The 21,949-nt window shown below is 62.1% G+C and carries 25 protein-coding genes; 14 read left to right on the top strand and 11 right to left on the bottom strand.

All coding sequences use genetic code 11. The features are described 5' to 3' along the window. Positions 1 to 41: 41 nt before the first annotated feature. Positions 42 to 965: a choline ABC transporter substrate-binding protein gene (gene choX, locus K3F44_RS19575; protein WP_101322752.1), complete on the bottom strand. Its 924-nt coding sequence runs from the start codon at positions 963 to 965 to the stop codon at positions 42 to 44. Positions 966 to 979: 14 nt separating this feature from the next. Then, positions 980 to 2,494 carry a choline-sulfatase gene (betC, locus tag K3F44_RS19570; RefSeq protein WP_220632823.1) on the bottom strand — a complete coding sequence of 505 codons (1,515 nt, stop codon included), beginning with the start codon at positions 2,492 to 2,494 and terminating at the stop codon, positions 980 to 982. Positions 2,495 to 2,602: 108 nt separating this feature from the next. Between betC and K3F44_RS19565 the strand changes: the two genes are divergently transcribed. Further along, positions 2,603 to 3,502 carry a choline sulfate utilization transcriptional regulator gene (locus K3F44_RS19565; protein ID WP_101322750.1) on the top strand — a complete coding sequence of 300 codons (900 nt, stop codon included), beginning with the start codon at positions 2,603 to 2,605 and terminating at the stop codon, positions 3,500 to 3,502. Between the two features lie 89 nt (positions 3,503 to 3,591). Next, a complete protein-coding gene (locus K3F44_RS19560; RefSeq protein WP_101322749.1) occupies positions 3,592 to 3,924 on the top strand; it encodes a DOPA 4,5-dioxygenase family protein in 333 nt (110 codons plus the stop codon). 45 nt (positions 3,925 to 3,969) lie between these two features. Here K3F44_RS19560 and trpA read toward each other — a convergent pair whose 3' ends face one another. Together trpA and trpB are read right to left on the bottom strand one after the other, a co-directional pair. Further along, the gene (gene trpA / locus K3F44_RS19555; protein ID WP_150572344.1) at positions 3,970 to 4,779 is read right to left on the bottom strand and encodes a tryptophan synthase subunit alpha; all 810 of its coding nucleotides are present in this window, start codon (positions 4,777 to 4,779) and stop codon (positions 3,970 to 3,972) included. After that, on the bottom strand, positions 4,776 to 5,993 hold the full coding sequence (gene trpB / locus K3F44_RS19550) for a tryptophan synthase subunit beta (protein WP_101322747.1): 1,218 nt from the start codon (positions 5,991 to 5,993) through the stop codon (positions 4,776 to 4,778). The genes trpA and trpB overlap by 4 nt, the downstream gene beginning before the upstream one ends. A 108-nt stretch (positions 5,994 to 6,101) precedes the next feature. Here trpB and K3F44_RS19545 point away from each other — a divergent pair, with 108 nt between their 5' ends. Beyond that, a complete protein-coding gene (locus tag K3F44_RS19545; protein WP_220632822.1) occupies positions 6,102 to 6,995 on the top strand; it encodes a LysR family transcriptional regulator in 894 nt (297 codons plus the stop codon). Here the strand turns inward: K3F44_RS19545 and K3F44_RS19540 are convergent. Continuing rightward, positions 6,992 to 7,315 (bottom strand): YqjD family protein, encoded by a 324-nt coding sequence (locus K3F44_RS19540; protein ID WP_101322745.1) that lies wholly within the window; start codon positions 7,313 to 7,315, stop codon positions 6,992 to 6,994. The two genes, K3F44_RS19545 and K3F44_RS19540, sit on opposite strands and share 4 nt — an antisense overlap. A gap of 155 nt (positions 7,316 to 7,470) precedes the next feature. On the opposite strand from K3F44_RS19540, the gene K3F44_RS19535 reads away from it, so the two are divergent. Both K3F44_RS19535 and K3F44_RS19530 read left to right on the top strand, forming a co-directional pair. Further along, positions 7,471 to 7,686, top strand: a complete 216-nt coding sequence (locus K3F44_RS19535; RefSeq protein WP_101322744.1) for a dodecin — start codon at positions 7,471 to 7,473, stop codon at positions 7,684 to 7,686. A 98-nt stretch (positions 7,687 to 7,784) separates the two neighbouring features. After that, entirely contained in the window at positions 7,785 to 8,006 is a 222-nt protein-coding gene (locus K3F44_RS19530; RefSeq protein ID WP_101322743.1) for a DUF1161 domain-containing protein, read from the top strand. A gap of 155 nt (positions 8,007 to 8,161) precedes the next feature. On the opposite strand, the gene K3F44_RS19525 is transcribed toward K3F44_RS19530, so the two are convergent. Beyond that, positions 8,162 to 9,166 carry an LLM class flavin-dependent oxidoreductase gene (locus K3F44_RS19525; protein ID WP_150572340.1) on the bottom strand — a complete coding sequence of 335 codons (1,005 nt, stop codon included), beginning with the start codon at positions 9,164 to 9,166 and terminating at the stop codon, positions 8,162 to 8,164. Positions 9,167 to 9,322: 156 nt separating this feature from the next. Here K3F44_RS19525 and K3F44_RS19520 point away from each other — a divergent pair, with 156 nt between their 5' ends. After that, on the top strand, positions 9,323 to 9,748 hold the full coding sequence (locus K3F44_RS19520) for an OsmC family protein (protein WP_220632821.1): 426 nt from the start codon (positions 9,323 to 9,325) through the stop codon (positions 9,746 to 9,748). A 74-nt stretch (positions 9,749 to 9,822) separates the two neighbouring features. Continuing rightward, a complete protein-coding gene (locus K3F44_RS19515; protein ID WP_101322740.1) occupies positions 9,823 to 10,056 on the top strand; it encodes a DUF1161 domain-containing protein in 234 nt (77 codons plus the stop codon). 46 nt (positions 10,057 to 10,102) lie between these two features. Here the strand turns inward: K3F44_RS19515 and K3F44_RS19510 are convergent, their stop codons facing one another. Both K3F44_RS19510 and K3F44_RS19505 read right to left on the bottom strand, forming a co-directional pair. Next, positions 10,103 to 10,516 (bottom strand): hypothetical protein, encoded by a 414-nt coding sequence (locus K3F44_RS19510; RefSeq protein WP_101322739.1) that lies wholly within the window; start codon positions 10,514 to 10,516, stop codon positions 10,103 to 10,105. A gap of 55 nt (positions 10,517 to 10,571) precedes the next feature. Then, positions 10,572 to 10,985: a hypothetical protein gene (locus K3F44_RS19505; RefSeq protein WP_181088456.1), complete on the bottom strand. Its 414-nt coding sequence runs from the start codon at positions 10,983 to 10,985 to the stop codon at positions 10,572 to 10,574. A gap of 67 nt (positions 10,986 to 11,052) precedes the next feature. Here K3F44_RS19505 and K3F44_RS19500 point away from each other — a divergent pair, with 67 nt between their 5' ends. After that, positions 11,053 to 12,162 carry an aminopeptidase gene (locus tag K3F44_RS19500; RefSeq protein WP_220632820.1) on the top strand — a complete coding sequence of 370 codons (1,110 nt, stop codon included), beginning with the start codon at positions 11,053 to 11,055 and terminating at the stop codon, positions 12,160 to 12,162. Here K3F44_RS19500 and K3F44_RS19495 read toward each other — a convergent pair. Together K3F44_RS19495 and K3F44_RS19490 are read right to left on the bottom strand one after the other, a co-directional pair. Continuing rightward, complete coding sequence (locus K3F44_RS19495) at positions 12,152 to 12,802, bottom strand: HAD family hydrolase (protein ID WP_101322736.1); 651 nt, start codon at positions 12,800 to 12,802, stop codon at positions 12,152 to 12,154. The genes K3F44_RS19500 and K3F44_RS19495 overlap by 11 nt on opposite strands. Positions 12,803 to 12,840: 38 nt before the next feature. Beyond that, a complete protein-coding gene (locus K3F44_RS19490; protein WP_101322735.1) occupies positions 12,841 to 13,389 on the bottom strand; it encodes a gamma carbonic anhydrase family protein in 549 nt (182 codons plus the stop codon). A gap of 102 nt (positions 13,390 to 13,491) precedes the next feature. On the opposite strand from K3F44_RS19490, the gene prlC reads away from it, so the two are divergent. The 5 genes from prlC (at position 13,492) to K3F44_RS19465 (ending at position 19,685) form a co-directional block, all read left to right on the top strand. Then, positions 13,492 to 15,543, top strand: a complete 2,052-nt coding sequence (prlC, locus tag K3F44_RS19485; RefSeq protein WP_150572338.1) for an oligopeptidase A — start codon at positions 13,492 to 13,494, stop codon at positions 15,541 to 15,543. Beyond that, positions 15,540 to 15,821, top strand: coding sequence for a YheV family putative zinc ribbon protein (locus K3F44_RS19480; RefSeq protein WP_101322733.1), 282 nt, complete (start codon positions 15,540 to 15,542; stop codon positions 15,819 to 15,821). Before prlC ends, K3F44_RS19480 begins: the two co-directional genes overlap by 4 nt. Before the next feature lie 75 nt (positions 15,822 to 15,896). Continuing rightward, positions 15,897 to 16,952, top strand: a complete 1,056-nt coding sequence (locus tag K3F44_RS19475) for a PA0069 family radical SAM protein (RefSeq protein WP_101322731.1) — start codon at positions 15,897 to 15,899, stop codon at positions 16,950 to 16,952. A gap of 284 nt (positions 16,953 to 17,236) precedes the next feature. After that, a complete protein-coding gene (locus tag K3F44_RS19470) occupies positions 17,237 to 17,959 on the top strand; it encodes a carbonic anhydrase (protein WP_101322730.1) in 723 nt (240 codons plus the stop codon). A gap of 193 nt (positions 17,960 to 18,152) precedes the next feature. After that, a complete protein-coding gene (locus tag K3F44_RS19465) occupies positions 18,153 to 19,685 on the top strand; it encodes a SulP family inorganic anion transporter (protein WP_101322729.1) in 1,533 nt (510 codons plus the stop codon). 72 nt (positions 19,686 to 19,757) lie between these two features. Here the strand turns inward: K3F44_RS19465 and K3F44_RS19460 are convergent, their stop codons facing one another. Then, on the bottom strand, positions 19,758 to 20,399 hold the full coding sequence (locus tag K3F44_RS19460; RefSeq protein ID WP_101322728.1) for a hypothetical protein: 642 nt from the start codon (positions 20,397 to 20,399) through the stop codon (positions 19,758 to 19,760). A 386-nt stretch (positions 20,400 to 20,785) separates the two neighbouring features. On the opposite strand from K3F44_RS19460, the gene coxB reads away from it, so the two are divergent. Beyond that, complete coding sequence (gene coxB, locus K3F44_RS19455; RefSeq protein ID WP_150570262.1) at positions 20,786 to 21,913, top strand: cytochrome c oxidase subunit II; 1,128 nt, start codon at positions 20,786 to 20,788, stop codon at positions 21,911 to 21,913. Positions 21,914 to 21,949: the final 36 nt, after the last annotated feature.

Below are 21,949 nucleotides of genomic sequence, written 5' to 3'. Positions count from 1 at the left end.
CATCCCGGCTATAGCGCCTAGCCCCAGTTTTTTGGGGTCGTTCAGAGCTTGGCTTTGACTGCCTCAAGCGCATTGCTATCGGCTTTGGTGGTCACGCCGAGCAACCATTCGTCCAGCGATTCGGGGTGCGCTCTCACCCATGCCTTGGCCGCTTGATCGAAGCTGATCTTGTTATCCACAACCTGGGCCATGATGCTGTTTTCCATGTCCAGTGTGAACTTGAGATTCCCCAGCAGCTTCGCCGCATTCGGGCACGCTTGTGGATAACCCTTGCGGGTCAGCGTGTATACCTCGCCTTTGCTGCCGAACCACTTCTCCCCGCCGGTCAGGTAATGCATCTTCAGTTTCACGTTCATCGGGTGCGGGGTCCAGCCAAGAAAGGTGATGAACTGCTGTTTCTTGATCGCCCGATCGACCTGGGCCAGCATCGCCTGCTCGCTGGATTCCACCAGCTTCCACTGACCAAGGTTGAATTCATTCTTGTCGATGATTTCTTTCAACGAGAGATTGGCTGGGGCGCCGGAGCCGATACCGTACAGCTTGTGGTCGAACTGGTCGGCGTGTTTCTGCAGGTCAGCGAAGCTCTTGACCCCGGCGTTCCACACGTAGTCGGGCACTGCCAGGGTGAACTCGGTTCCTTCCAGGTTGCGTGACAGCTGCTGGACATCGCCGTTGGCGACGAACTTGTCATGGAAGCTCTGGTGCGCCGGCATCCAGTTGCCAAGAAAGGCGTCGACCCTCCCATCCTTGAGGCCGCCGTAGATGATCGGCACGGCCAGACTATCTACTTTTACCTGGTAGCCCAGGCTTTCCAGCAGCAGCCGGGCTACTGCGTTGGTCGAGGCAATATCACTCCAGCCAGGGTCGGCTAGTTTTACGGTGCTGCATTGCGCGTCGCTGTCGGCTGCGTTGGCTGTGGCAACGCCCAGAGCCAGGGCAAGTACGGCGGTGGAGAACATGTGCATGGCGGCCTCTCTTCTCAATCCAGGGGTGCGGGCTGTGGGTAACGTGCCTTGCGCTCGAGGTCGTCGAGATCGATGTGGTTGCGCATGTACTGTTGGCTGGCATCTACCCAGGGTTGATGGTCCCAGCTGTTCAGCTTGCCGATGGCGAGCGCTGCGCCGACCAGCCGGCGGCGGCGCTGGCTGGCCAGTACCTGCTGGCGCAGGCTGGGGACATCCCAGCGCTCTTGTGCTTCATCGATAAACGCCTGCAGCAGCGCCTGGTGGTCCGGGCTGCCCGTGAGGTTCTCCCGCTCGTGCGGGTCGCGGCTCAGGTCATAGAGTAGACAGGGGTCGTCTTCGCTGTACACGAACTTGTATGGCCCGCGGCGGATCATCATCAGTGGGCCGACCGTGCCCTCAGCCATGTATTCGCCGATCACTTCGTCGTGACCGCCCTGCCCTTGCAGATGGCCGAGCAGTGAGCGGCCGTCAAGGTGCAGGTCTTTATCCACAGCGCCACCGGCCAGCTCTACCAATGTCGGCAGCAGATCACAGGTTGATACCGAGGCGCTCACCCGGCTTGCAGCAAAGCGCCTGGGCGCATGGATCAGCAGCGGAACCCGCGCCGACATCTCGAACCAGTGCATCTTGTACCAGAGGCCTCGCTCGCCCAGCATGTCGCCGTGGTCGCCGGAGAACACGATCAAGGTGTCGTCGGCCAGGTTGCACTCCTCCAGGGTCTGCAGCAGCTGGCCGATGTTGTCGTCGATGTAGCTGCAGGCGCCAAAGTAGGCTCGGCGGGCATCGCGAATTTTATCCACAGGTAGCGGCTTGTCCCACAGGTCATAAACCTTCAGCAGGCGCTGTGAGTGGGGGTCCTGTTCTGCCTGACTGAGCCCGGTGGGCATCGGAATATCTACACCCTCATAGCGGTCCCAATATCGCTTGGGGATGGTGTAGGGGTCGTGCGGGTGGGTCATGGACACCGTCAGGCAGAACGGTCGCCCATCGTTCTCGCGCACATGGTCGTACAAGTACTGGCGCGCTTTGAACACCACCTCTTCGTCGAAATCCAGCTGGTTGGTGCGCACGCACGGCCCCGCCTGCAGCACCGAAGACATGTTGTGGAACCAGCTCGGACGCACGTGCGGTTCGTCCCAGTTCACCGCCCAGCCATAGTCGGCTGGGTAGATGTCGCTGGTCAGCCGCTCTTCGTAACCGTGCAGCTGGTCTGGGCCGCAGAAGTGCATTTTGCCTGACAGCGCAGTGCGGTAACCCAAGCGGCGCAGGTAGTGCGCATAGGTCGGTACATCGGCGGGAAAATCGGCAGCATTATCGTAGGCGCCGATGCGACTGGGCAGTTGGCCGCTGACCAGCGTGAAGCGGGACGGCGCGCACAATGGGCTGTTGCAGTAGGCTGAATCGAACACTACCGCCTGTTCCGCCAGCCGGCTCAGATGAGGCATCTGCACAGGCGAAGGGGCATAGATTGGCAGCAGGGGTGCGGCCATTTGGTCGGCCATGATGAACAGGATATTCGGGCGCGTCATATTGGCTTCCATTGTCGAGGGTTATACGATCCGCGTGCCTTTCAAGATGCGACTTCCGATAACATGGGTAAAGCCCATGGCGGGCAATGACTGGGATTAGCTGAGCTTATGTTTGAGCACCTTGCCGCGCTGTCGCTGGATACCTTGCGCGTGTTCGAAGCGGCCGCGCGCCTGCGTGGCTTTACCCCCGCTGCATTGGAGCTTGGCACCACCCAGCCGGCAGTCAGTCAGCAGGTAAAGCGCCTGGAAGCAACTCTTGGCACGCGCCTGTTCGACCGTATTTATCGGGGCATTGAGCTCACCGAAGCCGGCCAGTTGTTGTTCGAACAGGTGCACCAGGGCCTGCAGGCGATGGATGACGGCATCGCCCAGGCCAGCGGCCGCGGTCAACGCGAGGTGCTGCAGGTGGCCACTGACTTTGCCTTCGCAGCATTCTGGCTGATGCCGCGGCTGCAGCGCTTTCATGAGGCTTATCCACAGGTGGATGTAAGCCTGGTGACCGGTGAACGTAGTCAGGGCATGTTGCGCCCTGACATCGACGTGGCGGTGCTGTTCGGCGATGGGCGTTTCCATCAGGGGGAGAGCCGCTGGTTGTTCGATGAGGAGGTTTTCCCGGTGTGCAGCCCGCGGATGACTGATGGCAAACCCTTGTCAGCCTCGGCTTTGCAACGGTTGCCGTTGCTGCATTTGAAGGGCGAGCAGGCCAGCCGCTGGTTTGACTGGGCGGGGGTGTTTCGCGGCTTTGGCGTGTCCAGCCCAGCGCCGGCTGGGCAATTGCGCTTTGATAACTACACGCTGCTGATTCAGGCGGCGATTGCCGGGCAAGGCGTGGCGATTGGCTGGGGGCATTTGGTGGACGGGCTGGTGGAACAAGGGTTGTTGTGCCGGCCATTGGCGGGGAGTTTGCGCTCGGACCGCGGGTATTACGTGGTATTACCGCCGCGCAAGCGCCGTGGGGCGTTGATCGAGCGGTTTGTGGATTGGCTGGAGCAAGAGCGCAACCGTTAAGAGGTTGGGCTGCTCTGCGGTCTCGGCTATCTTTTCATTGCATCACTGCCTTGCCGGCGGTGGCGGTGGAAGCGTAATCAGGAGCTATCGTGCAGAGAATCAAGGGTTACCACGCGCACGTCTATTACGACGCGCAGAGCATGGAGCAGGCGCGGGAGCTGTGCGAGGAGGCGACACGGCTGTTTCCCGTGAGCATGGGGCGCATGCATCAGAAGCCAGTAGGGCCGCACCCGGACTGGAGCTGCCAGCTGGCGTTTGCGCCGGAGGTGGTGGGCGTGGTGCTGCCGTGGTTGGCGTTATATCGACGCGGGCTGGTGGTGTTTCTGCACCCGCTGACTGGCGATGAGCTGGCCGATCACCGTGATCATGCGATCTGGATGGGCGCTTTACGACCGTTGGACCTGTCGATCTTCGAGGAGTGAAGCAGGGCCATCCGCGCTGCAGCAGCGCGAGTGGCCCAGGTCAACTCAGCGACGAGCCGAGCGTACGCCTTCAGCCAGCGCCGAGCACAGGCTCAGCACATCGTTGACGGCCTGCTCGTTGCTGCTGGCGTTGGCAATCTTGTCGACCAGCGCCGAGCCAACCACCACACCTTCAGCCAGGCGCGCGATCGCCGCTGCTTGCTCAGGGGTGCGGATACCAAAGCCGACGCTGATCGGCAGGTCAGTATGGCGACGCAGACGCGCCAGCGCCTCGCTGACGTGCTCGCTGGTAGCAGAACCGGCACCGGTGACGCCTGCCACCGAGACGTAGTAGACGAACCCCGAGCTGCGCTCGAGCACGCGCGGCAGGCGCGCATCGTCGGTGGTTGGTGTAGTCAGGCGAATGAAGTCGATACCCGCGGCCTGCGCCGGGGTGGCCAGCTCGGCGTCGTGCTCAGGCGGCAGGTCGACGATGATCAAGCCGTCAACGCCAGCCTCGTTGGCCTCGGCAACAAACTTCTCTACGCCAAAGCGGTGGATCGGATTGTAGTAACCCATCAGCACGATTGGCGTGGTCTGGTTGTCGACGCGGAACTCGCGAACCATCTGCAAGGTTTTTGCCAGGGTCTGGCCGGCGTCCAGGGCGCGCAAGGTCGCCAGTTGGATCGCCACGCCGTCAGCCATCGGGTCGGTGAACGGCATGCCCAGCTCGATCACGTCGGCACCGGCGGCTGGCAGGCCCTTGAGGATGGCCAGTGAGGTGTCGTAGCCAGGGTCGCCGGCAGTGATGAAAGTGACCAGCGCCGAGCGGCCTTCGGCCTTGAGGTCGGCAAAGCGTTGTTCGAGACGGCTCATGCCTGTTTCTCCTGGGCGGCCATGTGGTTCATCACGGTTTGCATGTCTTTGTCGCCACGGCCGGACAGGCACACCACCATCAAGTGGTCGCTAGGCAGGGTCGGCGCGCGCTTGATGGCTTCAGCCAGGGCGTGGGCAGTTTCCAGCGCCGGGATGATGCCTTCCAGACGGCACGTGGCGTGGAACGCATCGATCGCTTCGTCGTCGGTGATGCTGACGTACTCGACCCGCTTCACTTCGTGCAGGAAGGCATGCTCCGGGCCAATGCCGGGGTAGTCCAGGCCTGCCGAAATCGAATGGGCATCGGTGATCTGACCGTCGCCGTCCTGCAGCAGGTAGGTGCGGTTGCCGTGCAGCACGCCCGGTACGCCGCCGTTGAGGCTGGCGGCGTGCTTGTCGGTGTCGACGCCATGGCCGCCGGCTTCAACGCCGATGATCTGCACGCTGGCGTCATCGAGGAACTCGTGGAACAGGCCCATGGCGTTGGAGCCACCACCGACGCAGGCCACCAGACTGTCTGGCAGACGGCCTTGTTTTTCCTGCATCTGGGCGCGAGTTTCCTTGCCGATGATCGACTGGAAGTCGCGCACCATCGCAGGATAGGGGTGCGGGCCAGCAACGGTGCCGATCAGGTAGAAGGTATCGTCGACGTTGGTGACCCAGTCGCGCAGCGCTTCGTTCATGGCGTCTTTGAGGGTGCCGGTGCCGGAGGTAACCGGAACGATCTCGGCGCCCAGCAGCTTCATGCGGAACACGTTGGCTTGCTGGCGCTCGATGTCGGTGGCGCCCATGTAGATCACGCACGGCAGGCCGAAACGGGCAGCCACGGTTGCGGTGGCGACACCATGCATGCCGGCGCCGGTTTCGGCGATCAGGCGTTTTTTGCCCATGCGCTTGGCCAGCAGTACCTGGCCGATGCAGTTGTTAACCTTGTGCGCGCCGGTGTGGTTGAGCTCTTCGCGCTTGAAGTAGATCTGCGCGCCGCCGCAGTGCTCGGTCAGGCGCTCGGCGAAGTACAGCGGGTTGGGCCGGCCGATGTAATCACGTTGGAAGTACGCCAGCTGCTCGATGAACGCCGGGTCGGCCTTGGCCGCTTCGTATTCGCGGGCCAGGTCCAGCACCAGCGGCATCAGGGTTTCTGCCACGTAGCGGCCACCGAACGAGCCGAACAGGCCGTCGGCGTCGGGGCCAGCGCGGAATTGGGTCTGGGTCATGGAGCGCTCCAAGGCGATATGGATGACTGATGGGCTTTACTCTAACTTCACTGCGCTCGGCTGAAAACCGATAAGATTGCGCAAACATGTCAGGAAATCTCACAGGTTATGCGCCACGACCTTCCTCCCCTGAATGCTCTGCGGGCATTTGAAGCGACCGCCCGGCTGAACAGCGTCAGCCAGGCCGCCGAGCAGCTGCACGTGACCCACGGCGCGGTCAGCCGGCAGATCAAGGTGCTGGAAGAGCATCTTGGGGTGGCGTTGTTCGTCAAGGATGGGCGTGGCGTCAAACTCACAGATGCCGGCGTGCGCCTGCGCGATGCCAGTGTCGATGCCTTCGACCGCCTGCGCGGCGTGTGTGCCGAGCTAAGCCGGGATGTCAGCGAAGCACCGTTCGTGCTGGGCTGCTCGGGCAGCCTGCTGGCGCGCTGGTTTATCCCCAGGCTCGGGCGACTGAATGCCGAGCTGCCGGCGCTGCGCCTGCACCTGTCGGCGGGTGAAGGCGACCTCGATCCGCGCCGCCCGGGGCTGGATGCGCTGCTGGTGTACGCCGAGCCGCCGTGGCCGGCAGATATGCAGGTCCATGTCCTGGCTGCAGAGCGCATCGGCCCGGTGCTCAGCCCGCACTTTGCCGGCTCGCAGAGCCTGCGCAACGCCCCATCGGCAGCATTGCTGCAGCAAGCGTTGCTGCACACCACCTCGCGACCACAAGCCTGGCCTACCTGGGCGGCGCAGCATGGCCTGAGCACGGGCGAGCTACAGCTGGGGCAGGCGTTCGAGCATTTGTATTATTTGCTGGAGGCGGCCGTGGCAGGCCTGGGCGTGGCGATTGCACCGCAACCGTTGGTAGCGGACGACTTGCGTGCCGGGCGTTTGATTGCACCCTGGGGGTTCTCGCCCACCAACGCCGCGCTGGCGCTGTGGGTGCCGCGGCGCGCCGCAGATGGGCGCGCCGAGCAACTGGCGCAGTGGCTGCGCCGCGAGCTGGAGCAGATGGCTTAGTTGCGTTTTGTCAGTAGGTAAGCCGCCAGCAGGCCCAGTGCGCCAACGGCAACGCCGGCGGCAGTCCATGGGTGCTCTTGGGCGTAGTCACGGGTAGCGATGCCGGTTTGACGGGTGCGGGTCTTGACCTCGTCATAGGCGTCGCTGATGACGCTGCGCGAGTGTTTCAGGGCGTTTTCGGCGTTGCCGCGAATGGCCTTGAGGGACTTTTGCGATTCTTCGGAGGCGTCATTCTTGAGCGTCTCGAGGGTGTTGAGGAGGCTCTCGATCTCGGCTTCCATGCTTTGCAGCGATGTCTTACGCAGGGTGTTGCGGGCCATGTTGACTCTCCTTCGCAATGGTAAGTGGCAGTAACTAGTGCGACTGTGCCGCGCGGCAAAAGTGCGATCGAACTTTTTCTCGAATTGACCGCTCGCAGGTAAATCAGGCCTGCACTGCTAGGCTCATCTGCGGTAATCACTCGAGGAACGCGCTAATGTCTGAGCATCGTACGTACAAGAAAATCGAGCTGGTTGGGTCTTCCACGACCAGTGTAGAGGACGCCATCAACAACGCTATCGCCGAGGCCGGCAAGAGCCTCAAGCATCTGGAATGGTTCGAAGTCACCGAAACCCGCGGCCATATCGAGAATGGCAAGGTCGCGCACTTCCAGGTCACCTTGAAGGTTGGCTTCCGTATTGCCGAGAGTTGAAACACTACCGGGCTAGAGTGTCCGTGCGGGATGGGGTAATACAGTTCAGGGGCGCGCGTTGCGCCCTGTTTGATTGATCTGAACAAGGAGAGCGATCGATGAACAAGCTACTGATGGCGATGGGTTTGCTGATGCTGGCCGGTGGTGCCATGGCCGCAGGCAAACCGTGCGAGGAGCTCAAGGCAGAGATTGCGGCGAAGCTGGATGCCAAAGGGGTCAGTGGTTACACGCTGGAGATCATCGACAAGGGTGATCCAGCGGGCAAAGTGGTGGGCTCTTGCGAGGGCGGCACCAAGGAAATCGTCTACACGCGCAAGTAATATTGCCTGCGTAATGGCCAATTGGGGCTGCTCTGCAGCCCTTCGCGGCGGTCCGGCGTCCCGGTAAACCGCTCCCACAGGGATCTGCAGCGCCTGTGGGAGCGGGTTTACCGGGACGCCGGACCGCCGCGAAGCGGCCCCAATCGCATCTGCACTCAGTCGGCCTTGAGCGCCTGCGCGAGCAGTTCGTACGACCGGATGCGGTCGGCGTGCTCGTAAAGGTCACAGGTGAAGATCAGCTCATCAGCACCGGTCTGCTCCAGCAGCACCTCTACCTTGGCCCGCACCTTCTGCGGGCTGCCGATCATCGCCAGACCCAGGAAACTCATCACCGCTTCGCGCTCATGGGGCAGCCACAGGCCGTCCATGGTGCTCACCGGTGGGCGCTGCATCAGGCTCTGGCCACGCATCAGTGCGAGGATTCGTTGATATACCGAGGTCGCCAGATACTCGGCTGTCTCGTCGGTATCAGCGACCACCATCGGCACGCCGAGCATCACATAGGGCTTGTCGAGCACCGTCGACGGCTTGAAGTGATTACGGTAGGTGCGAATCGCCTCATGCATGTAGCGCGGCGCAAAGTGCGAGGCAAAGGCGTAAGGCAAGCCGCGTATGCCAGCCAGCTGGGCGCTGAACAGGCTGGAACCGAGCAGCCAGATCGGCACCTCGGTGTCATACCCCGGCACGGCGATCACTTTTTGATCAGGCGTGCGTGGGCCGAGGTAGCGCACCAGTTCTTCGACATCATCTGGGAAGTCGTCGGCGCTGCCCGAGCGCTCGCGGCGCAGGGCGCGGGCGGTCATCTGGTCAGAGCCGGGCGCACGCCCCAGGCCAAGGTCGATACGACCGGGATAGAGGCTGGCGAGGGTGCCGAACTGCTCGGCGATCACCAGTGGTGCGTGGTTGGGCAGCATCACCCCGCCGGCGCCGACACGGATGGTCGAGGTGCCGCCGGCCAGGTAGCCGAGCAGCACCGAGGTGGCCGAGCTGGCGATGCCGTCCATGTTGTGGTGTTCAGCCACCCAGAAGCGGTTGTAGCCAAAGCGTTCGACGTGGCGCGCCAGGTCCAGTGAATTGTGCAGGGATTGGGCTGGGCCGGCGTCGGCGCGTACCGGGACCAGGTCGAGGGTTGAAATCTTCAGATCACGCAACTGCGTCATCGCTGCCTCCGCAAAAAAGTAAAGGGCGTTAGCCTTGTAGACTCTGTATGGGCAGATTCGATGTATTCAATGTTTGCCTGCGGATTGTTCTGAACTTGCCGTAGGTGGTGTCCTCTCAATCTTTACCTACACGCAAGCAAATGTTCAGGGGACACCATGAAAAAGACAGCATCAGCGGTATGGCAAGGTGGTCTGAAGGATGGCAAAGGCATGCTGTCCACCGAGAGCGGCGCGCTCAAGCAGAACCCTTATGGCTTCAATACCCGCTTTGAAGACACCCCCGGCACCAATCCTGAAGAACTGATCGGCGCTGCCCACGCCGGCTGCTTTTCGATGGCACTGTCGATGATGCTCGGTGAGGCTGGCCTGACCGCACAGCGCATCGACACCACCGCCGAAGTCACCCTCGACAAACAGGACGACGGCTTCGCCATCACCGCCGTGCACCTGATCCTCAAGGCCAAGGTGCCAGGTGCCAGCCAAGAGCAGTTCACCGAGATCGCCAACAAGGCCAAGGCCGGTTGCCCGGTGTCGAAAGTGCTCAATGCGCAGATCAGCCTCGACGCCACACTGGAGGGCTGAGGCGGCGCAACTGGGGCGGTTTGTTGTAGTCTAAGGATTGTCGGCAGTTGGCCTGCCGCTCCAGGAGCCGTCCCATGATTCGCGTTGCAATCGCCCTGCTGGCTTCGCTGCTCGCTACTTCTGCGTTAGCTGCAGTGAAGCCCTGCGAAGAGCTCAAAGCTGAAATCGAAGCGAAGATCCAGGCCCGAGGCGTAGCCTCCTACACCCTGGAGATTGTTGCCAACAGTGAGGTCACCGACCAGAACATGGTGGTGGGCAGCTGTGAAGGTGGCAGCAAGAAGATCATTTATCAAAAGAATGATCAGTAACGGTTGATGCCATGGGGCTGCTCGGACTCGAGCAGCCCCATTTTCTTTATGGGATGCAAAACACGTCGCTGGGCTCATCCACCAACACTTTGCGACTGGTGTCGTAGAGGTACACCTGCGGCTGCATGGCTGGTGCCCTGGCCTCCAGGCGATAGCGCTGGCCGGCTTCGAAGTTGTCGAACCGTACGGTCAGGTAGCAGGTGCGCTGGGTAGGGTCAGTAGTGAACAGCCCGCCACTGAGCTCATAGTCAAAACGCACTCTCAGCTCGTGTTGGCCGGGGGGTACCTGAAAGTAGCGGCCGTCGTCGAGGCGCTTGCCATCGAGGCGGTCAGCCATGATCACCTTGCCGGGGGTCATGGTGTAGAGGTCGACCCACGCCTGTTTTGGGTCAACGGGGGGCAAGGGGCTGGCGCAGGCCCCAAGTGTACTCAGGGCGATCAGCATCATGGGCTGGCGCATGGTGGAACTCCCACTTGCAGGTTACAAGCCTTGAGCATAGCGCCAATCGTCGCCATCAGCTGCGTTGGCAGCCCGCCGGTGCACCCTGGCCTACCAGCTTTTGTTGCTCATCGTAGAGTTTCAGCCACGGCCTGAAGCCGATGCTGCCTGCTTGCAGGCTGTAGCGCTGGCCAGCGTTGAAGTCCTTGAAGTCGACATTCAGCTGACAGTCGCGCCAGAGCGGCTCGGCCACCGGGCCAATGTTGCTCGGCGCTACCGGGAATTGATAGCGCACGGTCAGCTCATGCTTGCCGGGCTCGACCTCGAAGTAACGGTTGTCTTGCCAGTCGCGCTCGTCGACCTGCACGGCATGCAGCGCCGTGTCATCGCTCGGTTCGAGGTCGACCCAGGCTTTGCTCGGGTCGGCATCGGGCAGGGTCGAGCAACCTGACAACAGCAGTAAGGCGCCGATGGCTATCGGTGCACGCATGGCGATACTCCCCCTTGGCGAGATAGTCTGTGGCTTTGCACAACCTTGAGCGAGATGAACAGCGGCGATGCTTTGCGATCTTTTTAGTCAGCGCTCAGGCCTTGGGGCACTCGACCGCGTTTTCTCACCTTTGGTTCCCGTACTGGCGCTTGTTCTGCTGAGCGGTTGCAGCAGCGTGAGTTACTACAGCCAACTGGCCGCGGGCCAATTGCAGTTGCTGCGTGCGCGCCAGCCGGTCGAGCAGCTGCTGCGCGACCCGGCGACAGATCCGGTGTTGCGCGAGCGGCTTGAGCACGCCGAGAAGGCCCGAGTGTTTGCCAGCGATGTGCTGAAGCTGCCGGATAACCGCAGCTACCGGGTGTATGCCGATCTGGGCCGGCCGTACGTGGTATGGAATGTGTTCGCCACGCCTGAGCTGTCGCTGCAGCCGATCACCCACTGCTTCCCGATTGCCGGCTGCGTGGCCTATCGCGGTTACTACCGCCAAGGCGCAGCGCGCGGTGCGGCGGCGTTGATGCGCCAGCAAGGGCTGGACGTGTATGTCGGCGGTGTCGAAGCCTACTCGACCTTGGGCTGGTTCGATGACCCGCTGCTGTCGTCGATGCTTGGCTGGGGTGACGAGCGGCTGGCTTCGCTGATCTTTCACGAGCTGGCGCACCAGCGCTTCTACGTGAAGGACGACACCGAGTTCAACGAATCCTTTGCCACTTTTGTCGAGCAACAGGGCACGCGGCAATGGCGCGCCGCCCGTGGCCTTGCAGCGGTTGGCGAAGACACTTCACGGCAACGCGAGCAGTTCATTCAGTTGGTGCTCGATAGCCGTGAGCGATTGCAGCAGCTCTACGCGGGGCAACTGTCCGATGCCGCCAAGCGAGCGGCCAAGCAAGCCGAGTTTGCCCGTCTGCGCGCCGAGTACCGGCAGCTGCGCGATGGTCAATGGGCGGGCGACAAACGCTATGACGCCTGGATCTACGCACCAATGAGCAATGCCAAGCTGTTGCCCTTCGGCCTTTATGACCAATGGGTGCCGGCCTTTGCGGCAATGTTCCAGCAGGTCGGCAGGGATTGGCCGCGGTTCTATCAGGCGGTTGAACAGCTGGGCAAGCTGCCCCTGGCGCAGCGTAAAGCTGAGCTGGGCAAGCTTGCGCAGCCGTCGGCGAAGCCGATCAGGCCCTGATAAACGCCTGATGCAGTTCAGCCAGCGTTTCGAAATGGAAGGCTGGCGCTTCTGCCGTCAGCTCTTCGCGGCTGCCGAAGCCGTAGCCCACCGCCACGGCCTGCACGCCGTTGCTGCGCGCGCCGATCAGGTCGTGCTTGCGGTCACCGATCATCAGGGTATGCGCCGGGTCGAGGCCTTCCTGCTCGAGCAGGTGGGCGATCAGCTCGACCTTGTTGGTGCGCGTGCCATCCAGCTCGCTGCCGTAGATCACTTTGAAGTGATGGTCGAAGGCAAAGTGGCGGGCAATTTCGCGGGCAAATTCCCACGGCTTCGAGGTGGCTACATACAGCGTGCGGCCTTGCTCGTTGAGCGCTTGGAGCAGCTCGGGCACGCCGGCATACACGCTGTTTTCATAGAGCCCGGTGACCTTGAAGCGCTCGCGGTAGAAGTTCACCGCCTGCCAGGCCTTGGCCTCGTCGAACTCGTAGAACTGCATGAAGGCCTGCAGCAAGGGCGGGCCGATGAAGTGTTCGAGGCGGGTCAGGTCCGGCTCGTCGATGCCCAGTTTGGCCAGGGCGTACTGGATCGAACGGGTAATGCCCAGACGCGGGTCGGTCAGGGTGCCGTCCAGGTCGAAAAGAATGGTCTGCTGGTGCATGGAGTCTCTCGGTTGTGCGGATGGGCGCCGCGAAGGCGTCATTCCGGGCGGTCGTAGCCTTCGGCCAGGTGCAGGTCCTTGAGCTTGACGTAGTTGGCGGCACTGTACGGGAAAAACGCCCGCTCCTTGTCAGTCAGTGCCCGCGCCTGTTTGACCGGGCTGCCGACATACAGGTAACCGCTTTGCAGGCGCTTGCCCGGCGGCACCAGGCTGCCGGCGCCGATGATCACTTCGTCCTCGACCACCGCGCCATCCATGATGGTGCTGCCCATGCCGACCAGGATGCGATTGCCCAGGGTGCAGCCATGCAGCATGACTTTGTGACCGATGGTCACCTCGTCGCCGATGATCAGTGGGAAGCCGTCCGGGTTGAACGGGCCGGCATGGGTGATGTGCAGCACGCTGCCGTCCTGCACGCTGGTGCGCGCACCGATGCGGATGCGGTGCATGTCGCCGCGCACCACGGTCAGCGGCCATACCGAGCTGTCCTCGCCGATCTGCACGTCGCCCAGCACCACCGCCGAACGGTCGACAAAGGCCCGGGGTCCAACTATCGGAGTGTGTTGCTGAAAGCTACGAATGGCCATGATAGCGCCTCTCTTGAATGCCAATAGGCGGGCTGCCTGCTGCGGACGGCGTCGATTGTAATTAAGATGGTCCCATGTTTCTCCTGCCAAGGTATCCAAACCGTGAGTGCGAACAACCCGCTTCTGCAGTCCTACGATCTGCCGCCCTTCTCGGCAATCCGTGCCGAACACGTGTTGCCGGCGATCGAACAGATCCTTGCCGATAACCGTAAAGCCATCGCTGAAATTCTCAAAAGCCAGGGCCAGCACCCTACCTGGGCTGGCCTGGTGCTGGCGATGGACGAACTCAACGACCGCCTCGGCGCGGCCTGGAGCCCGGTCAGCCACCTCAATGCGGTGTGCAACAGCGCCGAGCTGCGCGAGGCCTATGAGTCGTGCCTGCCGGCCTTGAGCGCCTACTCCACCGAGATGGGCCAGAACCGCGAGCTGTTCCAGGCCTATGAAGCCCTGGCCAACAGCCCCGAGTCGGCGACCTTCGACGTCGCCCAAAAGACCATCCTCGAGCACGCCCTGCGTGACTTCCGCCTGTCGGGTATCGACCTGCCGGCGGACAAACAGCAGCGCTATGCCGAAGTGCAGAGCAAGCTCAGCGAGCTGGGCAGCCGCTTCTCCAACCAATTGCTCGACGCCACCCAGGCCTGGAGCAAGCACGTCAGCGACGAAGCCGCCCTCGCCGGCCTGACCGAATCGGCCAAGGCGCAGATGGCTGCCGCTGCGCAAGCCAAGGGCCTCGATGGCTGGCTGATCACCCTGGAATTCCCCAGCTACTACGCGGTGATGACCTACGCCAACGACCGCGCCCTGCGTGAAGAACTGTACGCCGCTTACTGCACCCGCGCTTCGGACCAAGGCCCGAACGCTGGCCAGTTCGACAACGGCCCGGTCATGAACGAGATCCTCGACCTGCGTCAGGAGCTGGCGCAGCTGCTCGGTTACCCGAACTTCGCCGAGCTGAGCCTGGCGACCAAGATGGCTGAGTCCAGCGACCAGGTGCTGAGCTTCCTGCGGGACCTGGCCAAGCGCAGCAAGCCGTTTGCCGCGCAGGACCTGGCACAGCTCAAGGCCTACGCTGCCGAGCAAGGCTGCCCTGAACTGGCCAGCTGGGACGTCGGTTACTTCGGCGAGAAGCTGCGCGAGCAGCGCTACAGCGTTTCGCAGGAAACCCTGCGTGCCTACTTCCCGATCGACAAGGTGCTGTCTGGCCTGTTCGCCATCGTCCAGCGCCTGTACGGCATCGAAATCGCCGAACTCAAGGGCTTCGACAGCTGGCACCCGGACGTGCGCCTGTTCGAGATCAAGGAGAACGGCGAGCACGTCGGGCGCTTCTTCTTCGACCTTTATGCCCGCGCCAACAAGCGTGGCGGGGCCTGGATGGACGGCGCGCGCGACCGCCGCCGTACCGAGGCTGGCAGCCTGCAGAGCCCGGTGGCCAACCTGGTGTGCAACTTCACCCCGGCCGCGCCTGGCAAGCCGGCGCTGCTGACCCACGATGAAGTCACCACTCTGTTCCACGAATTCGGCCACGGCCTGCATCACCTGCTGACCCGCATCGAGCATGCCGGCGTATCCGGCATCAACGGTGTGGCTTGGGATGCGGTCGAGCTGCCAAGTCAGTTCATGGAAAACTGGTGCTGGGAGCCCGAGGGCCTGGCGTTGATCTCGGGCCACTTCGAGACCGCCGAGCCACTGCCGCAGGACCTGCTCGACAAGATGCTCGCAGCGAAGAACTTCCAGTCCGGCATGATGATGGTGCGCCAGCTCGAGTTCTCGCTGTTCGATTTCGAGCTGCACGCCACCCATGGCGACGGTCGCAGCGCGCTGGAGGTGCTGGAAGGCGTGCGTGATGAAGTCACGGTGATGCGTCCGCCGGCCTACAACCGCTTCCCGAACAGCTTCGCGCACATCTTTGCCGGCGGTTACGCTGCCGGTTACTACAGCTATAAATGGGCCGAAGTGCTGTCGGCTGATGCCTTCTCGCGCTTCGAAGAAGAAGGCGTACTCAATGCCGAAACCGGCCGCGCCTTCCGTGAGGCGATCCTCGCCCGCGGTGGTTCGCGTGAGCCGATGGTACTGTTTGTCGACTTCCGTGGGCGCGAGCCGTCGATCGATGCCCTGCTGCGTCACTGCGGCTTGAGCGAGGATGCAGCGGCATGAGTGAGGTGCCTGTGAGCAAGACCAAAAAACGCTTTATCGCCGGGGCGGTCTGCCCGGCGTGCAGCGAGCCGGATCGCTTGACCATGTGGAGCGAAGACGGCGTACCGCACCGAGAGTGCGTCGCCTGCGGGTTTACCGATACGCTCAACGAGCAGGGCCTGTCGGTGCCCAAGGAGCTGGGCACACGGGTCAATCAACAGGCGGTCAAGGCTGAGCCGGTCAAGGTGCAGACGGTGCAGTTTTTCCCTAACCCCAAGTTGAAAAAGCCCAGCGAGTAACTGAGCGCCGGGCGGTCATGGCATTGGCTGCGCATTCGGAGTACTGTATATAAAAACAGTTCTCCGAGTATGCTCATGTCAGTCTCTCCTGTGCGCGGTCGTGGCACCGCCGACAATCCTCATAACCGATTTGCGCCAAGCGTATCGGTGGCGGAGGATGACGGCTGGTATCAAGAGGTGCCGCTCACCCAGGGCACCGAGATCCGCAGCGAAACCGCCAAGACCATCATCACCCGCAACACCTCCCCCGACCTGCCCTTCGACCGTTCGATCAACCCCTATCGCGGTTGCGAGCACGGCTGCATCTACTGCTATGCGCGGCCCAGCCATGCTTACTGGGATTTGTCCCCAGGGCTGGATTTCGAAACCAAGCTGATTGCCAAGACCAACGCTGCCGAAGTGCTCGAACAACAGCTGAGCAAGCCGGGATATGTCTGTGCACCGATCAACCTTGGCTCCAACACCGACCCGTACCAGCCCATCGAGCGTGAGCAGTTGCTGACCCGGCGCTTGCTGGAGGTACTGCTGCGCTTTCGCCATCCGGTCACCATCGTCACCAAAGGCTCGTTGATTCTGCGTGACCTCGACCTGCTCACCGAGCTGGCTCAGCAGCGCCTGGTGCGGGTAATGATCAGCCTGACCACCCTCGATGATGAGCTCAAACGTGTGCTCGAGCCGCGTGCGGCAGCGCCCAAGGCACGCCTGCGGGCGATCCGGGTGATGCGCGCAGCGGGTATCCCGGTCGGCGTGCTGTGCTCGCCGATGATCCCGATGATCAACGACAGCGAGCTGGAGCATCTGCTTGAAGCGGCCAAGGAGGCCGGAGCGCAAAGTGCGGCGTACATGATGTTGCGTTTGCCGTTGGAGGTAGCGCCGTTGTTCGAACAGTGGTTGCAGGATCATTACCCGCAGCGCGCCGCGCACGTGCTCAGCCTGATCCGCCAGAGCCGCGGCGGCGAACTTTACGACAGCCGGTTCGGCAGCCGCATGCGCGGTGAAGGGGTGTTTGCCGAATTGTTGCAGCAGCGCTTCTCTCGGGCCATGCGCCGGCTGGATTTTGCCGGCCGCGAGGCGCAAACGCTGGACTGCTCGGCGTTCTGTCGGCCCGGCGGGCAGATGGCACTGTTTTGAGCCCAGGCAGTTACCCTTCAGCCCAACTAATACTGCACAATATTTTTACTAATGACCCTTGGCCTCTGATGTTTTTTTGCTATTATCAAAGTCCCGCCAAATGAAGCTGGAACGCCCGTTCTAGAGCCTTCAAATTAAGTTTCAGTTAAGTTTTCCCCGGTAGCGTAGGAAATCAGTCCACACCGACTGTGATTCATGGCCCGTGCGTGTCATCTAATTCCCCGCATAGCCAGAATCTTTAACCGGTAATATGGAACTTACCCACACCGTCTAGAGGATGAATCATGCCCATCAAGGACCCATCCAAAGCCGCCCCGGCTGCTGTCCCGGCCGAAAGCGCCGATGCCGCCCTTAAGCATATCGTCGACGGCTTCCTGAAGTTTCATCACGATGTGTTTCCAGAGCAGCAAGAGCTGTTCAAGAAGCTCGCCACAGCGCAAACCCCACGCGCTATGTTCATTACCTGTGCCGACTCACGGATTGTTCCCGAACTGATCACCCAGAGCTCGCCAGGCGACCTGTTCGTGACCCGTAACGTCGGTAACGTGGTTCCGCCTTATGGCCAGATGAACGGTGGTGTTTCGACAGCCATCGAGTACGCCGTGCTGGCCCTCGGTGTGCACCACATCATCATCTGTGGCCACTCCGACTGCGGCGCCATGCGTGCGGTGCTCAACCCCGCTTCGCTGGAAAAGATGCCGACCGTAAAGGCCTGGCTGCGCCACGCCGAAGTCGCCCGCACCGTGGTTGAAGACAACTGCTCGTGCGGCAGCGAGCACGAGACCATGCAGGTCGTGACCAAAGAAAACGTCATCGCCCAGCTGCAGCACCTGCGCACGCACCCGTCGGTCGCTTCGCGCCTGGCCGCTGGCCAGTTGCACATCCACGGTTGGATTTACGACATCGAGACCAGCCGGATCGAAGCCTATGACGCCGTCAGCGACAGCTTCCTGCCGTTGGAGGCTGGCCAGCCGATCCCCAGCGCCACGCCGAGAGGCCGCTACTAAGCGACCCTGACACCCGCAAAACCTTGATAGCCGACCGCGCACCCTAAGGGGCGCGGTGCGGCCTTCGGCTGCCTTGAATTTCCCTGACCGAGTTGCCGGCATCTGCGCTGGCGGCGGGCGCCTGCGCGCCTGTCAGGGGCCCATTGTGCCCATGGCCAGCGGACCGGCCATGTGTCTAGAAAGGAGAAATACGGTGAACAAAACACAGATCAAGGCGGCCCTGCCGCGAGAATTACTGGCTTCAGTGGTGGTGTTTCTGGTGGCCCTGCCCCTTTGTATGGGTATCGCCATCGCATCCGGCATGCCGCCTGCCAAGGGGCTGATTACCGGCATTATCGGCGGCATCGTGGTCGGCTTCATTGCCGGTTCGCCGCTGCAGGTCAGTGGCCCGGCGGCGGGCCTGGCGGTGCTGGTGTTCGAGCTGGTGCGCCAGCATGGCATGGCCATGCTTGGGCCGATTCTGCTGCTGGCGGGCTTGCTGCAGCTATTGGCCGGGCGTTTTCGTTTGGGCTGCTGGTTTCGGGTTACGGCACCGGCGGTGGTGTACGGCATGCTCGCCGGGATTGGCGTGCTGATTGTGCTGTCGCAGGTGCATGTGATGTTCGACACCGCGCCGCAGCCTTCGGGCCTCAACAACCTGCTGGCCTTCCCCGAAACGCTGCTGGCAGCGCTGCCGCTGGAAAACGCGGGGAATGGCTGGCAGGCCGGTGCGCTTGGCTTGGGCACCATCGCCATGATGTGGGCCTGGGAGCGCTTCCGGCCGCAGCGGCTGCGCTTTGTGCCGGGCGCGCTGCTCGGTGTGGCAAGCATGACCGCAATCGCCATGTGGCTGGCACTGCCGGTCAACCGCGTGGTGGTGCCGGCGGACCTGTCCGAAGCGATCGACTGGCTGCGCCCGGATGACCTGCTGAAGCTGGCCGACCCGACCTTGCTGGTCGCCGCCTTTGCCCTGGCCTTCATCGCCAGTGCTGAAACGCTTCTGTCTGCTGCAGCGGTAGACCGCATGCACAGCGGGCAGCGCTCGGACTTCGACAAGGAGCTTTCGGCGCAAGGCATCGGCAACATGCTCTGCGGCGTGCTCGGTGCGCTGCCGATGACCGGGGTGATCGTGCGCAGCTCGGCCAACGTCCAGGCCGGCGCGCAGACTCGCGCTTCGGCGATCCTGCATGGTGTCTGGCTGCTGGGCTTTGTGGTAGTGCTGAGCAGCGTGCTGCAGCAGATTCCGGTGGCGAGCCTGGCCGGGGTGCTGGTGTATACCGGGATCAAGCTGGTTGATTTCAAGGCGTTTCGCAGCCTTGGCCGATATGGCCGGATGCCGATGTTCACCTATGCCGCAACAGCGCTGGCGATCATCTTCACCGACCTGCTGACCGGGGTCTTGCTGGGCTTTGCCTTGACTCTGTTGAAGCTGGCGTTCAAGGCGGCCCGGCTGAAAATCAATCTGGTCGACCTGGCCAAGCCTGGGCATATGGAGTTGCGCCTGAGCGGCGCGGCCACCTTCCTCAAGGTGCCGGCCCTGACCCAGGTACTTGAGCAGGTGCCTGCGGGCACGACCCTGCATGTGCCGCTGGGCAACCTGAGCTACATCGACCACTCGTGCCTGGAGTTACTGGAAGACTGGGGGCGCAGCAATGCCGCCAAGGGCTCGCGCTTGAAGATCGAGCAGTGGCGCTTGAAGCGGCGGATCGAGGGGCGGCTGCGGACCACGGCGGGCGTGGGTGCCTGAGCGGGCACTGCACCTAAACAGTATTGGCCGGTCGCGGGTTGCCCGCGACCGGCCGGTTCACACTGCGTCAGCTCAAGCCGGTTGGCCGAGCTCGACCCCCAGCTGGCGCGACAGGCACGGCCAGCGTTTCCAGGCTTCACCGGTCGCCGGGCTGCTCAGCGTGGCGCGGTAGGCTTCGACCGATTCCAGGGCGAAGCTGTCGTCGTCGAGCATCTCGTCGACCGAGTGATGCACCACTTCATCCAGTTGGTTGGCAAACTCTTCGCCGATCAGTTGATGGGCGATCAGGTTGGCCACGGTGGTGTCCGCCGGAATCAGCGGCTGCCCGAAGTGCTTGATGTACAGATCGTTGACCTCTTCGACCAGACGATGGGCCAGGTAGGCTTCATCGAGCAGGCAATCGAGGCCGACATGCCCTTGCATGACGCTGGGCGGTTGCATGAAATAGGCTTCGGCGATCTTCAATACCGGTTTGATCTGCGACTCGATGCCAGCTTCGAGCGCGACCGCATGGGCAGCTTCGAGTAGCTCTGGAACCTCATCGATATAAGCGCCAACAAAGCGCGCCAGGGTGCCCTGAGCATCTTTCTCAGGGAGTTGGATGGACGGATGCAGGTGCGGCAGTTGCGCTTCGAGGCGCTGTTTCAATTGGCCGCTCTGGCTTTCATGTTGATGGGCTTGTTTGATCTGCTCGCGTACAGCGGCGATGTTCATGACAACTCCAGGGACATTGGGTGACAAACGGAAGACAGTACTTACGGAAAGCTCTAAGTTAGCTCGGTATACCGGATGCCTAAGACGCATTTGTTATAAGCAACGCAAACGTGTGCGAGCTCAAGAATATAGCGATGCCATCATTATGCCATGACCCAGCAATGGCGCGGGTTTGCTGGGTTTTGTGGCTTTGTGACGATGTTTTCATAGGCCGCGTTGCGTGGCCTAGAGCGCTGTCTATACTCGGGTTGAACGTGATTGGTTGATGAGGCCCACCTGCAGTTTGCAGAGGAGCTCGGTCGTCGAAGCAGGCTGTCTTGACCGCCGCCCCCCCTTGCCCAAGGTCTATGCCTCCGGGATTACAAGAATGATAAGGGGAACCCGCAATGATGCGACATCCACATGTCTGGATGGGCCTTCTGTTGTGGTCGGTTATCGGTCAGGCGCATGGCGCATGGACCGTCAACATGGCGCCCGGGGCTACCGAAGTCTCCCACGCAGTGTTCGACCTGCACATGATCATCTTCTGGATCTGCGTCGTTATCGGCATCGTGGTGTTTGGCGCGATGTTCTGGTCGATGGTGATCCACCGCCGCTCCACCGGCCAGCAGGCCGCGCACTTCCACGAGCACACCTGGGTCGAGATCATGTGGACCGTGGTGCCGCTGCTGATCCTCATCGTCATGGCCATCCCTGCCACCAAGACCCTGATCGAAATCTACGACGCCAGTGAATCGGATATCGATATCCAGGTCACCGGCTACCAGTGGAAGTGGCATTACAAATACCTGGGGCAGGATGTCGAGTTCTTCAGCAACCTTGCCACCCCCGCGGAACAGATCAACAACAAGGCGCCCAAGGACGAGCATTACCTGCTCGAGGTCGACCAGCCGCTGGTGATCCCGGTGGGCGCCAAGGTGCGTTTTCTGGTCACGGCCGCCGACGTCATCCACTCCTGGTGGGTACCGGCCTTTGCGGTCAAGCGTGACGCCATCCCCGGCTTCGTCAACGAAGCCTGGACCCGGGTCGAGAAACCCGGCATCTACCGCGGCCAGTGCACCGAGCTGTGCGGCAAGGACCACGGCTTCATGCCGGTGGTGGTCGAGGTCAAGTCGCAGGCCGATTACGACACCTGGCTGGGCGAGCGCAAGGCCGAAGCCGCCAAGCTCAAAGAGCTGACCAGCAAGGAATGGACCCTGCAAGAGCTGGTCGAGCGCGGCGACAAGGTCTATCACACCACTTGCGTCGCCTGTCACCAGGCCGAGGGCCAGGGCTTGCCGCCAATGTTCCCGGCACTCAAGGGCTCGAAAATCGCTACCGGGCCTATCGAAGGCCACTTGGGCATTGTCTTCCACGGCAAGCCCGGCACGGCCATGGCCGCGTTTGGCAAACAGCTCTCGGAAGTCGATATCGCCGCCGTGGTCACCTATGAGCGCAACGCCTGGGGCAACAACAAAGGCGACATGGTCACGCCTAAAGACGTGCTCGCGCTCAAGCAGGCAGAAGCCAAATGAGCCGTAAATTGCGCCGCAGCCAGTGGCTGGCAGGAG

The sequence above is a fragment of the Pseudomonas sp. S07E 245 genome, from assembly GCF_019599025.1.
Classification (GTDB): domain Bacteria; phylum Pseudomonadota; class Gammaproteobacteria; order Pseudomonadales; family Pseudomonadaceae; genus Aquipseudomonas; species Aquipseudomonas shirazensis.
This window is presented reverse-complemented; position numbering and strand designations above follow the sequence as displayed.